The 12,476-nt window shown below is 60.3% G+C and carries 12 protein-coding genes, 1 tRNA gene and 1 pseudogene; 6 read left to right on the top strand and 8 right to left on the bottom strand.

All coding sequences use genetic code 11. The annotated features are described in order from the left end of the window. Positions 1 to 35: 35 nt before the first annotated feature. Entirely contained in the window at positions 36 to 1,454 is a 1,419-nt protein-coding gene (locus AC1RR7_RS29200; protein ID WP_096822678.1) for a short-chain fatty acid transporter, read from the bottom strand. Positions 1,455 to 1,654: 200 nt separating this feature from the next. On the opposite strand from AC1RR7_RS29200, the gene AC1RR7_RS29195 reads away from it, so the two are divergent. The 5 genes and pseudogenes from AC1RR7_RS29195 to AC1RR7_RS29175 all read left to right on the top strand — a co-directional run bounded on the left by AC1RR7_RS29195 (position 1,655) and on the right by AC1RR7_RS29175 (position 5,795). Beyond that, a complete protein-coding gene (locus AC1RR7_RS29195; RefSeq protein ID WP_102621204.1) occupies positions 1,655 to 2,968 on the top strand; it encodes an MFS transporter in 1,314 nt (437 codons plus the stop codon). A 117-nt stretch (positions 2,969 to 3,085) separates the two neighbouring features. Then, positions 3,086 to 3,862, top strand: a pseudogene (locus AC1RR7_RS29190) (PAS domain-containing protein); the annotation flags it as partial. Positions 3,863 to 3,970: 108 nt separating this feature from the next. Further along, a complete protein-coding gene (locus AC1RR7_RS29185) occupies positions 3,971 to 4,402 on the top strand; it encodes a methyl-accepting chemotaxis protein (RefSeq protein WP_371858594.1) in 432 nt (143 codons plus the stop codon). 87 nt (positions 4,403 to 4,489) lie between these two features. Beyond that, positions 4,490 to 5,089 carry a flavin reductase family protein gene (locus tag AC1RR7_RS29180; RefSeq protein WP_273537697.1) on the top strand — a complete coding sequence of 200 codons (600 nt, stop codon included), beginning with the start codon at positions 4,490 to 4,492 and terminating at the stop codon, positions 5,087 to 5,089. A gap of 73 nt (positions 5,090 to 5,162) precedes the next feature. Next, positions 5,163 to 5,795, top strand: a complete 633-nt coding sequence (locus AC1RR7_RS29175; protein WP_273537699.1) for a LysE family transporter — start codon at positions 5,163 to 5,165, stop codon at positions 5,793 to 5,795. Between the two features lie 39 nt (positions 5,796 to 5,834). On the opposite strand, the gene AC1RR7_RS29170 is transcribed toward AC1RR7_RS29175, so the two are convergent. The 4 genes from AC1RR7_RS29170 to ggt all read right to left on the bottom strand — a co-directional run bounded on the left by AC1RR7_RS29170 (position 5,835) and on the right by ggt (position 9,577). After that, positions 5,835 to 6,647: a MerR family transcriptional regulator gene (locus AC1RR7_RS29170; protein ID WP_119426500.1), complete on the bottom strand. Its 813-nt coding sequence runs from the start codon at positions 6,645 to 6,647 to the stop codon at positions 5,835 to 5,837. 154 nt (positions 6,648 to 6,801) lie between these two features. Next, positions 6,802 to 7,173, bottom strand: a complete 372-nt coding sequence (locus AC1RR7_RS29165) for a helix-turn-helix domain-containing protein (RefSeq protein ID WP_273537701.1) — start codon at positions 7,171 to 7,173, stop codon at positions 6,802 to 6,804. A gap of 3 nt (positions 7,174 to 7,176) precedes the next feature. Then, on the bottom strand, positions 7,177 to 7,479 hold the full coding sequence (locus AC1RR7_RS29160) for a type II toxin-antitoxin system HigB family toxin (RefSeq protein WP_085709278.1): 303 nt from the start codon (positions 7,477 to 7,479) through the stop codon (positions 7,177 to 7,179). Between the two features lie 265 nt (positions 7,480 to 7,744). Next, complete coding sequence (ggt, locus tag AC1RR7_RS29155; RefSeq protein WP_273537702.1) at positions 7,745 to 9,577, bottom strand: gamma-glutamyltransferase; 1,833 nt, start codon at positions 9,575 to 9,577, stop codon at positions 7,745 to 7,747. A gap of 155 nt (positions 9,578 to 9,732) precedes the next feature. Here ggt and AC1RR7_RS29150 point away from each other — a divergent pair, with 155 nt between their 5' ends. Continuing rightward, a complete protein-coding gene (locus AC1RR7_RS29150; protein WP_493158877.1) occupies positions 9,733 to 10,839 on the top strand; it encodes a DUF2817 domain-containing protein in 1,107 nt (368 codons plus the stop codon). Positions 10,840 to 10,916: 77 nt separating this feature from the next. Here AC1RR7_RS29150 and AC1RR7_RS29145 read toward each other — a convergent pair whose 3' ends face one another. The 3 genes from AC1RR7_RS29145 to AC1RR7_RS29135 form a co-directional block, all read right to left on the bottom strand. Beyond that, the gene (locus AC1RR7_RS29145; protein WP_493158876.1) at positions 10,917 to 11,189 is read right to left on the bottom strand and encodes a bacteriocin immunity protein; all 273 of its coding nucleotides are present in this window, start codon (positions 11,187 to 11,189) and stop codon (positions 10,917 to 10,919) included. 7 nt (positions 11,190 to 11,196) lie between these two features. After that, on the bottom strand, positions 11,197 to 12,312 hold the full coding sequence (locus AC1RR7_RS29140; RefSeq protein WP_493158875.1) for a pyocin-S2/colicin E7-DNase domain-containing protein: 1,116 nt from the start codon (positions 12,310 to 12,312) through the stop codon (positions 11,197 to 11,199). Positions 12,313 to 12,379: 67 nt separating this feature from the next. Next, positions 12,380 to 12,456, bottom strand: a tRNA-Met gene (locus AC1RR7_RS29135). Positions 12,457 to 12,476: the final 20 nt, after the last annotated feature.

Genomic DNA, 12,476 nt, shown 5'->3' with positions numbered 1-12,476 from the left:
ACCGCTTCCGAGAGTCGGAAGCGGCGTCTTTTGACTTACGGCATCACCGGCGGCGTATACGCCAATGTCGTCCCCAGCGCCCACAGCAACAGCAGCACCAGCGGCGTGTGCACCAGCAGTTGCACGAACGAGAAGCCGATCAGGTCCCGCGCCTTCAACCCCAGCACGCCCAGCAGCGGCAGCATGTAGAACGGGTTGATCAGGTTCGGCAGGGCTTCGGCGGCGTTGTAGATCTGCACCGCCCAGCCCAGGTGATAGTTGAGGTCGTTGGCCACCTGCATCACGTACGGCGCCTCGATGATCCACTTGCCGCCTCCGGACGGAATGAAGAAACCGAGAATCGCCGAGTACACGCCCATCAGCAGCGCATAGGTGTCGTGGGAAGCGATGCTGACGAAGAAGGTCGAGATGTGGTGGGCCAGAGTCTGGGCATCGGTGCCCTTGACCGTGGTCATCAGCGCGGCAATCGAGCCGTACAGCGGGAACTGGATCAGCACGCCGGTGGTGGTCGGCACCGCTCGCGCCACCGCATCGAGGAAGCTGCGCGGGCGCCAGTGCAGCAACGCGCCAAGCATGATGAACAGGAAGTTGTAGGTGTTGAGCCCGGAAATCGCGGTGATTGCGGGTTTGGTCGAGAACTCGTGGAACAGCCATCCGGCCGCCAGCAGCACCAGCACGATGATCAGCAGCGGACTGTGCTCCAGCCATTCGCCGGGCCGGGTGCGCGGTTGCAGGGGCGGCAGGTTGAAGGCCGGGTCGATGCCGCAAGCCTTGGCATCGCGCGCCGAGTTCGGACCCGGTGCGGTGGCGTAGGCGATGATGATCGAGATCACCACCAGCGCCAGCAGCATCACTCCCGACTGCCAGAGAAAAATCGTCTGGGTGAACGGAATCACCCCGGTGATCGACAGAATCGACGGCGGCAGGCTGGCGGGGTTGGCTTGCAACTGTGCGGCAGACGACGACAAGCCCAACGCCCACACGGCGCCAAGGCCCAGATAGGCAGCGGCACCGGCGGCGCGGTAATCCATTTTCAGATCGGTGCGACGGGCGAGGGCGCGCACCAGCAGACCGCCGAATACCAGCGACAGGCCCCAGTTGAGCAATGACGCGACCATTGAGATCAGCGCGACCCAGGCCACGGCGGAGCGGCCGTTCTTCGGGATCTTTGCCAGACGGTCGATCAGCTTCACGGCCGGCGGCGAGCTGGCCACCACGTAACCGCCGATGACCACGAAGGCCATCTGCATGGTGAAGGGGATCAGGCTCCAGAAACCGTCACCGAAGGCCATGGCGGCGTCGGTGGGTTTGGCACCCATGGCCAGGGTGGCCAGTGCCACGATGATCACCGCCAGTGCGGCGAACACCCAGGAGTCGGGAAACCAGCGTTCGGCAAAGCTTGAGCAGCGCAAGGCAAAGCGCGCAGAGCGGCTATCTTCGATATCAACGGCCACGGGAGTACCTCGGATTTTTATGTTTATTGTGGTCTTCGGGGCTTGGCCGGCCCGTCTGGACAGGTGCCAACAGTAAATCAACCGGCGGATTTTTGTGACCGTGTTTTGCCGAATCAGACTATGGTCTAACGGGTTGTCCATCGGCCCGTTTGCGTAGACCATGGGCGCCTTGTTTTTTGCCTGTGTCAGAGTTCTTTGCCATGACTGCCAACTCCGAAGCCCGACCGGCGCCATTCAGCCGTTCCGACTACAAGACCCTCGGCCTTGCAGCCTTGGGCGGGGCGCTGGAGATCTACGATTTCATCATTTTCGTGTTCTTCGCCCTGACCCTCAGCCAGTTGTTCTTCCCGCCGGAAATGCCTGAGTGGCTGCGTCTGCTGCAAAGCTTCGGGATTTTTGTCACCGGTTATCTGGCGCGCCCGCTGGGCGGGATCCTGATGGCGCATTTCGCCGACCGGCTGGGACGCAAGAAGGTCTTCAGTCTGAGCATCCTGATGATGGCGCTGCCGTGCCTGCTGATCGGGATCATGCCGACTTATGCACAGATCGGTTATTTCGCACCGTTGCTGCTGCTGGCGCTGCGCATCCTGCAAGGCGCGGCGGTGGGCGGTGAAGTGCCGAGCGCCTGGGTGTTCGTGGCCGAGCACGCGCCGGCCGGGCATCGCGGTTACGCCTTGGGCTTTCTGCAGGCCGGGCTGACGTTTGGTTACCTGATCGGCGCACTGACCGCGACCTTCCTGGCACAAGTCTTCACTCCCGCCGAAGTGCTTGATTACGCGTGGCGCTATCCGTTTCTGCTCGGTGGCGTGTTCGGTGTGATCGGCGTCTGGCTGCGTCGCTGGCTGAGCGAAACCCCGGTGTTCATGGCCATGGAAGCGCAGCGTGAAACACGGGTCGAACTGCCGTTGCGCACGGTATTGCGTGAGCATCGTCTGGCGATGCTGCCGGCCATGCTCCTGACGTGTGTACTGACTTCGGCAGTGGTGGTGTTCGTCGTCATCACCCCGACCATGATGCAAAAGACCTTCGGCATGACTGCCAGCCATACCTTTGCATTGAGTGCCCTGGGCATCGTCTTCCTGAACATCGGCTGCGTGATTGCCGGCGGGCTGGTCGATCGCATCGGCGCCTGGCGCACCGTCATGCTGTACAGCCTGTTGTTGCCTCTGGGCATCGGCGTGCTCTACACCTGCCTGATTGTCGGCGGTGACTGGGTCGGTCTGGCCTACGCCATCGCAGGGCTTTGCTGTGGCGTGGTCGGCGCCGTGCCGTCGGTAATGGTCAGTCTGTTTCCGGCCCGTATCCGCGTGTCGGGTATTTCCTTTACCTACAACATTGCCTACGCCGCGTGGGCCAGTGTCACACCGTTGCTGCTGATCGGTCTGATGCCGTGGAGCCCATGGATCTGTGTGATGTTCTGTGCGGTGATGGGCGCGGTGGGCATCGCCAGTGCGGCGTATTTCGGCTCGCGGATGCCGCGTGCAGGACATTGTCCGGTGGCTGGAACAGCCTGATTTCCCGAGGCGTAACTATTTTTGTAGGACAAGGCTCAAACGCACTTCAGAAAAGATTTCCAAGGCCGATGGTTAGGCAGTAACCCCGCTTTCCATCTAGTCCATCGGTGCTTTCCCATGTTCAACAAACGCCTCAAGCAAGAGCTGGCGGCTCTTCGTGAAGAACTCTCCAGCCTTCTGCAAGTGAAGGAGAGCCTGGAAAGCGAGATGCTGGTGCTGACCCTTGAGCCCGACGGACGGATTCAATCGGTCAACCAGAACTTCCTCAATGAAATGCTCTACAAGAGCCAGGACCTGGTCGGCCGCGCGATCGAAGACATCGTGCCGGCCCATGTGAAGTCCGACGAATTTCATCACCGTTTCAAGTCTGCACTGACCCGGGGCGAGCATTTCGCCGGTGCCGTGCGTCTGTCGCGCGGCAATGGCGAAGAGGCGTGGCTGCGTTCGATCGCTCAGCCGATCCGCTCATCGGACGGACGGATCAAGCATTTCTCGATTTTCTCCAGCGACCTGACCCGCACCATCGAAGCCTCCCGCGAGCACGAGAACCTGATTGGCGCGCTGGTGCGTTCGACGGCGGTGATCGAGTTCGACCTCAACGGTAACGTGCTGAGTGCCAACGACCGGTTTCTCCAGGGGATGGGCTACAGCCTGGCGCAGATCAAGGGCAAACATCACCGTATGTTCTGCGAACCGGATGAGTACAACAGTGCCGAGTACCAGAACTTCTGGCGCCGCTTGAACAACGGTGAGTACGTTGCCGGACGATTCAAGCGCGTCGATCAGCATGGCCGGATCGTCTGGCTGGAGGCGTCCTACAACCCGGTACTCGACGCCAACGAAAAACTCTACAAAGTGGTGAAGTTCGCCACCGTGATCACCGATCAGGTCAATCAGGAGCAAGCCGTCGCCGAGGCCGCCAACATCGCCTACAGCACGTCCTTGCAGACCGACAGCACCGCCCAGCGCGGAACCCGTGTGGTCACCGAAGCGGTCAACGTGATGCGCGACCTGTCACGGCACATGCAGACCGCCGGTGAAGGCATCGAAGCGCTGAACGAGCAATCGCAGGTGATCGGCACCATCGTCAAGACCATCAGCGGCATTGCCGAGCAGACCAACCTGCTGGCGCTCAACGCCGCCATTGAAGCCGCCCGTGCAGGCGAACAGGGCCGTGGTTTTGCGGTGGTGGCCGACGAAGTGCGGCAACTGGCCTCGCGCACCAGCCAGGCAACCGAGGAAATCGTCGGTGTGGTGCGTCAGAACCAGGACATGGCGCGCAACGCCGTGGCGCTGATGACCGATGGCAAGCTTCAGGCCGAGCAAGGGCTGGCGCTGGCGGCAGAGGCCGGTACGGTGATCGTCGAGATCCAGGATGGCGCGCAGAAAGTGGTGAACGCGGTCGGCCAGTTCGCCAACCAGTTATCCAGCTGATGCCTGCCAGGCGAAGGGATTGTCCAAGGCAATCCCTTCGCTGTTTTTATCCCGCTACAATCGGCTCTTTTTCCCGGAGCAGATCCCATGAGCGAATCCTTCCGTCGCCCGGTTCCCCTGAACAAAGCCTACCGTTTGCTCAATCACGGGCCGACCGTGCTGGTCAGCGCCGCCCATGACGGGCAGCGCAACATCATGGCTGCCGCCTGGGCCATGCCGCTGGATTTCGAACCGCCGAAAGTCGCGGTGGTGCTGGACAAGTCCACCTGGACCCGGCAATTGCTCGAAGCGTCCGGCACCTTCGTTCTCAACGTTCCTTGCGTGAATCAGGCCGACATTGTGCAGACAGTCGGTTCGACTTCGGGCCTCGAAATCAATCGTGATCAGGGCCGGGACAAGTTTCAGGCCCATGGCTTGCGGACTTTCGCTGGCGAGCAGATCGAGGCGCCGCTGCTCGAAGGCTGCGTGGCGTGGCTCGAGTGTCGGTTGCTGCCGGAGCCGCGCAATCATGAACAGTACGATCTGTTCCTGGCGGAGGTCATCGCGGCGCAGGCTGATTCGCGAGTCTTCAGCGACGGGCGTTGGCATTTTGAAGGGCATGATGAACTGCGCACGCTGCACCATGTGGCAGGTGGGCATTTCCTGACGATTGGCGATCCGGTGGATGGCAAGACGCTCGAGGTTTGAGCGCCGCTTGATGACAAGTCATTGCTGGATGTTGCAAGGTAAGGGTCTTGTCTAACCCGTCAGGCGCGTGCCCATGGACCTTTCCTTTTCCGGTTATCTTGCTCCGTTGCTGTCGCTGGCGTTGTTGTGGACGGTTGCGGTCGTCACGCCCGGGCCAAATTTTTTCAATATCGCGCAATTGGCCGTCAGCCGTTCCCGGCGCCATGGTGTGGTTGCGGCGCTCGGGGTGGCCAGCGGGACAGTGTTGTGGGGGCTGGCCGGGGGGCTGGGCATCCAGTCGCTATTCAGTGCCGCACCGGCGCTCTATCTGAGTTTCAAGATTGCCGGCGGTTGTTACCTGATTTATCTGGGGCTCAAGCAGTTCAAGCGCAGAGCCCCTGTCATGCAAGGAACCCCGGACGCCCCGGAGCAAACGTTGCCGGGTGCCTATTGGCGAGGCTTTCTGGGCAACATGACCAACCCCAAATCGGCGCTGTTCGTGGCGACGATCTTCGCCACCGCCATGCCGGCCCATGTACCACCGATGCTGCTGGCGCTGGCGGTACTGACCATGGCAACGCTGTCCTTCAGTTGGTATTGCAGTGTGGCGCTGTTTTTCGCCAGTCGACGGATTGCCGGCGTTTACGAGCGCTCACGCACATGGCTGGATCGGTTGGCGGGTGGCTGTTATTTATTGTTTGGTGCGCATCTGGTGGCTAATCGTTGACTGGAAACCAGGCGGCGCCTGAAGCCTCTTTCGTTGTCATCAACTCCTCAGCGGAATGTAGATTTCAACCACGCTGCGCGGGTCCATCGGGCCGAAGAAACGTTCTCCGCAGTATTCGAACTCGATGCCTTCGGCCGGTGCCATGCCGGCAGCGGGCAGCCATTCGCTGTAGGCGGCGCGGAAGGTTTCCGGCAACGTGGTGACGGTGCCGTGGTGTTCAACGCGGGCATAGTCACGCGCCGGTATCCGCAGCTCGACCATGCCTTCGACCAGAGGCGCATCGGCACCCACCGGCAGTCCGGCGATATAGCGCCACTGGCCGTCCTCCAGCGGTTGGCATACACCGAAGGTGCCGATCGGGTCGTGCAGCCGATCGATCTCACTTTCTCGTGGTACGAAGCGTTGCCACATCTGGGCGATGGTGCCTTCATCTTCCTGCTGCCAGGACATCCCCATGATGCGCAACTCGGGGCAGGCAATGCGCTGAGGTGTCTGCATGGCGGGTAATTCACGATCCGGTTGCGCGAGGTAGCGGGTCAGTTGTCCCAGGATGTTTTCGCTACGCTGGATATCGGCCTTCAACTGCCGAGCGTGGTTTTCAAGGGACTCGCGCAGGTTGATGACGCTGTCCAGGCCCCCACTTGAGGCAAGGGAACGAATGTCTTCCAGCGCCATGCCCAATTGTTTGAGCCAGATGATCCGCCCAAGCGTGACAATCTGCTCCGGGCGGTAATAGCGATAGCCGTTGTCACGCCCGGTGACTGCCGGGCTGAACAAACCAATGCTGTCGTAATGACGCAAGGTCTTGGTAGTGAGCCCGTGGCTGCGGGCCATTTGTCCGATGGTAAGCATGAACCTCTCCTGTTGGCTGCTCGGACTCCACATTAAGGATTGCCCTAAGGGCAAGCTCAAGCCCGGGAAAGTGTTCGATCTTATTGCTCTGTACCGGTGATATGCGTTGGGGGCGGCTGGAGCATATCGAGCTTGCTGTACTCGGGCTTTTCTATCAAACCGATTTCATGGGTTTGATCAGACTTTCTGCCGGAATACCGAACAACTCGTGAAGTTTCCAGATCATGGGAAGCGTCAGGGCGCGCTTGCCATTCAGAACCTCATAAACGCGATTTGTCCGGCCAATTGCGGGAGCGAGATCGGCTGCCGACAGCCCGGACTGCTCCATCCGAAACCTTATGGCATCAATCGGGTTGGGCAGGTCGAGTGGGAAGTGCCTGGCCTCATAGGCCTCGATAAGGGTGATCATGATGTCGAAGTAATCACCTTCAGGCGTGCCGGGTTCTGGCTCATTCTCGAAAAGAGCGGACACGTCTTCGAGCGCCGCACGGTAGTCTTCTTCGGTATGAATCGGACGTATGTTCATGGGTTACTCCATTTCGACGGTATCAGCGTCGATTGCGTCGTACTGTTTGTGAGTGCCGACAAATTTTATGTACACCGCACCAAAGCGGTACGCCACGGCGACAATCAGGCGATAGGAATTGCCTTTGATATTGAATACAACTCTTCGGCTTTTCAGAATGCTGGCGCAAGCAAACTGTGACTTGATATCCACAGGTGTTTTCCAGCTTGCCTTTCTTGCTTCGTCTATCCATGCCAGCAATGGCTGCTCTGCTTCCGGATATTGTTCCCAAAAGACTTTTAGCTGACTGATGGCGATGATTCTCATGGCGTGATCCTAGTCCCGCAGTGGGACTGCTGCAAGTCTGTTGGTGGATTCTGGACAAATGGTTGGTATCAATTGGTGACTTTTACCGATGCTGTCGGCAGTGGAGGGAAAGGGGGGGCGTGAGTGAGCTCAGTGGGTGAAAACTCTATCCCGGACAGCATTTTTCCGGTGTAGGAAAAGGCAATGTGATTCAACCGAATCGGATTCATGGACATACAAAAAAGGCTTACCTCTCGGTAAGCCTTTTTCAGTTGGCAACGGTAACTCAATCCCCCAACGCTTCCCCTTCACGCCGAGGATCCGCCCCACCGGCCAGCGTTGCCTTCCCCTGCGCATCCTTGACCCGCACGATGGCCTGGGTGCCGCTGGTCATGTCGATTTCGCTGACGGTATGACCCTTGTCCTTGAGCGCCTGGATCAGTGCCGGGGTGAACTGGCCCTGTTCCAGTTCTGTCGGACCGTTGCGGCTGCCGAAGTTGGGCAGGCTGATGGCGCTTTGCGGGTCGAGGTTCCAGTCGAGCAGGCCGACGGTGGTTTTGGCCACGTATTCGATGATCTGCGAGCCACCCGGAGAGCCGACGGTGGCGACGAACTCGCCGCTGCTGCGGTCGAAGATCAGGGTCGGTGCCATTGACGAGCGAGGGCGTTTGCCGGGTTCCACGCGGTTGGCGACTTTCTGTCCGTTCTCTTCGGGGATGAACGAGAAGTCGGTCATCTGGTTGTTAAGCAAAAAGCCCTGAACCATCAGGTGCGAGCCGAATGCCGCTTCGATGGTGGTGGTCATCGACACCGCGCCACCGAAGTCATCCACCGCCACCACTTGCGAGGTTGAGATGCGTAGCGGCGAGCGATCCGGTGCGTAGGCAACCTGCACGCCCGGTGGGGTACCGGGCTTGGCGGTACCCATGCTGCGTTCGCCGATCAGGCTCGCGCGGCTGGCCAGATAACCCGGATCGACCAGACCTTTGACCGGCACCGGTACGAAGTCGGTATCGGCTACATATTGCGCGCGGTCGGCGTAGGCCAGTCGTTCGGCTTCGGCGATCAGGTGGACTGCTTGCGGCGCAGGTTCGAGGCCGGCCGGTTTATCGGTTTGCGCCGGTTTGAGCGGTGTCAGGGACAGACGCGGGTCGCGGGTTTCCAGCGCCTGCAAGGTGCCGAGAATCTGCGCCACCGCAATCCCGCCTGATGACGGTGGCGGCATCCCGCAAACCTGCCAGCGCTTGTAGTCGGTGCACAGTGGCGCGCGCTCCTTGGCCTGATAGTGCTGAAGGTCGTTCAGTGACAGGCTGCCGGGGTTGGCGTGGCCCTGAACCTTGGCCACGATTTCTTCGGCGATCGGGCCTTTGTACAGCGCGTCCGCTCCTTCGTTGGCGATGCGTTTGAGCACGGCGGCCAACGCCGGGTTTTGCAGTCGGGTGCCGACGGCTTTGACGCTGCCGTCGCTGTTCAAGAAATACCTGGCCATGTCCGGCGAACGACGCACCACCGGGTCGGACTCCAGCAGCGAATGCAGGCGAGGGGAGATCGCAAAGCCCTGTTCGGCCAGTTTGATTGCCGGTGCAAACAATGTCGCCCACGGCAAGCGGCCCTGTTGTTTGTGCGCCAGTTCCAGCGCACGCATCACACCCGGTGTGCCGACAGAGCGTCCGCCGATCTGCGCCTGCGGGAACGGCATCGGTTTTCCATCGGCCTGCAGGAACAGCTTCTCGGTCGCGCCGGCCGGTGCGGTTTCGCGACCGTCGTAGGTGCGCACCTGCTTGCCATCCCACAGCACGATCATCGCGCCACCGCCGATCCCGGAGGACTGCGGTTCGACCAGGGTCAACACGGCTTGCATCGCGATGGCGGCATCGATGGCCGAGCCACCCTGACGCAACATCTCGCGACCGGCTTCGGCAGCCAGCGGATTGGCAGCGGCGGCCATGTGTTTTTCGGCATGGCTGGCTTGCAGGTCGGTGCGATAACCGGAGGCGGCTTCGGGTGCCAGCGGCAAGGTCGAAGAGGGTGGTGCATTGCACGCGGTGAGGGTGATGGCGCTGACGATCAGCGTCAGGGCCGGCAGGCGAAAGCGGCTCAGGGGCAGGGCTGGAAACACGCGGGGCTCTCCGTCCGTGGGATAAAAGTCTGACGGACTGTATCGGCCGACCGTGCAGGACGCAAACCGTCGGTATGTTTGTCCTTCATGCATTGGCGAATTTTCTGTAGGGTCAGGGCCAAGCGTGAAGCCAGAACAATCAACAAGAGGCCACTATGCACAGCGAGTTTCCGACCCAGTCCAGCTACCGCCATCAGCGCGAACAGTTTCTTGCCGCCGCCACTGCGGCCGGTGCGACGCTCACCTCCTACGCACATCCGCGCTGCGGGCCGTTTGGCGAGCCGTTGAGCACCGATGTGGCGGTGCTGGGAGATCCGCAGGCCAAACGGCGTCTGGTGGCGCTCAGCGGCACCCACGGGGTGGAGGGCTACTACGGTTCGGAATGTCAGATCGACTGGTTGAAGCATTTCACCCCTGGTTCGCTGCCGAAGGATGTGGCGGTGGTGATGATTCACCTGATCAATCCGTGGGGCACCGCATGGTTGCGGCGGGTCAACGAAGACAACATCGACCTCAATCGTAATCATCTGGATTTCAATCAACCGCTTCCGGACAACCAGGCTTACGCCGCGCTGCATGAGATCTACGCCTGTGCCGATTTGAATGGCCCCGAGCGGCAGTGCGCCGATGCCTTGCTCGATGGGCAAATCGCCGAGCACGGCTGGCCGGCGGTGATGTCGATTGTCGAGGGCGGCCAGCACAGTCATCCCGATGGGCTGTTTTTCGGAGGCTTTGCCCCGAGCTGGTCGAATAGCACGCTGCATCAGATCATCGAGAACCACCTGGCCGGTGCTGAAACCGTGATGTGTTTCGACCTGCACACCGGCGCCGGCGAGTACGGTCATCCGATGCTGCTGACGATCACTCAGGCACCTTATCCGGCACTGGCCCGGGCGCAATCGATCTATGGCCCGTGGCTCTACACGCTGCATACGGGGGTCGAAACTGTGAGCGAAACCGGTGTAGCGGCAACCGCTACCGGTTACACCTCGCAGGCGTTGCTTAACGCGCTGCCGGACGTGCAACTGATGCCGTTCGTGATCGAGTGCGGGACTTATCCGGGACCGGACGTGCATCGCTACTTGCGCGACGATCACTGGCTGCATCTGCATGGCGATCCGCTGGATGCGACGGGGCGCAAGATCAAACAGAATCTGCTGGAGCATTTCTATCCGGCCGATCCAGACTGGCGGGCGATGGTCGGTTTGCGCACGCGGCAGATCTGGGCGAAGGGGCTGGCGGCGTTAGTGGGCGAGGGATAAACAAACGGCTTACCTTTTGGTAAGCCGTTTTGACTGCTTAGTGATACGCAGCCGTCTGGAGTATCGATGCCAGATGTTTACTGCTTGAACCCTGGCAAACCCTGCGTCGCTCGCCAGTCCTTCACAATTTGCGTTACCCCCCAAGGGGAGCTATCCGCACCCGGTTCTGGGTAATAGATCAGATCCGCCCCGGCTGGGTGTTCGCTGATTTTCTCGAAGTGCAACAGTAGCAAGTCAGCGCGATCATCGTTTTCGGCTTCTTTATCTTCTCTAGCGAGCTCTTCCAGCAACGCGACGAACTCGACCTCGGTATATTCCGAAATGCTGCCTTTCAGTAGATTGTCTGTCATGGGTGACCTATTCGTTCCGATGGATATCGATATGGTTTCGCGGCGTATTCACTCGCAGATTATCGACGTCGTAGACGCCGCCCTCGGATACTTTTTCGAGGTGATGAAGCTCGTAAGATCTTCTGCCTCCGACGCTATCGGCTTTTCGCACGCGTGGCGCTTTACCTTTACGCATACGGCCGGCGCTCTGGTTGATGAATTGATCTGCCGCGGCTGACTCCGAAACGGCTTTCCAAAAGGCCGCTCTGAACGAGTCGAAGCTTTGGAATTCGAGTCCCCGCAGTGAGTCTGCCACGTCTGTTGGAATGGGAACTCCCACCCCTGAGTTTGCTCCGACGAGCCATATTCCGGAAACATCCTCACCAACCCCCGTCACCGTCCCCGGCATCAATCTCGCCGGTTTCGAAAACACCACATACAACGACTTCAGCCCGGTCTCCGCCGGAAACACCAGAATGCAATCCTCGGCGGTGATGTCTTCGCTGGGCAGGATTTCTATCTGGCTGTCGGTGTTCGCGGCGATCGGGTGGACGAGGATCGTGCTCAGTGGCTCGCCATGTTCCGGATAAACCAGCGGCGGCATCGATCCCAGCGGCCCGCGTTGCGGCGTCCACAAAATCGTGATGCCGTTGAGCTTGGCCTCCATGGCGGTCTTGTCGTTGTTCCACTCGACTTTTACGGTAAGCACCGAATCGTCGCCCGAGACGCCGGTGTGGATGCCGTAGATCTGCATCACCCCGTCGATGTCACGCCGAAACTGGAAGCGCACGCGAGTGGTGGCGCGGGGTAGGGTGCGTAATTGTTCGTCGGTATAAAGGGTGCCGTCGCCCATTCTGGCCGGCAGCATCCCGAGGATGAACACACTGGCCGGCCCGCCTGCGCCCCGTATGGCCCAGTTGAGACGTTGCTGCAGAATTCCACCGCCCGCCATGCGCCCCAAGGCCAGATCGGCGCCAATTGCTTTCGCTACGACCCTACTGGCTGCGGGAAAGCGTATGGCGCCCGCCACCATGATCTTGCCGAAGCTGGAGGCGGGCTCAGGTGTTGTGCCGGCATCCGTTCGACACCAGTTGTCCGGTGTGCAGGACTTGGCAAATACCAGATCGTCGCGGGGCCGGCCCACTGAGGTAGGCCACTTTTCTCCGGGCATAAAAAAACGGCCTACCTTTCGGTAAGCCGTTTTTAGTACTTGGTGGCTACACAGGGACTTGAACCCCGGACCCCAGCATTATGAATGCTATGCTCTAACCAACTGAGCTATGTAGCCAAGTGGCGCGCATTATTCCC

The organism is Pseudomonas sp. GW821-FHT11G12, from assembly GCF_058808055.1.
This window is presented reverse-complemented; position numbering and strand designations above follow the sequence as displayed.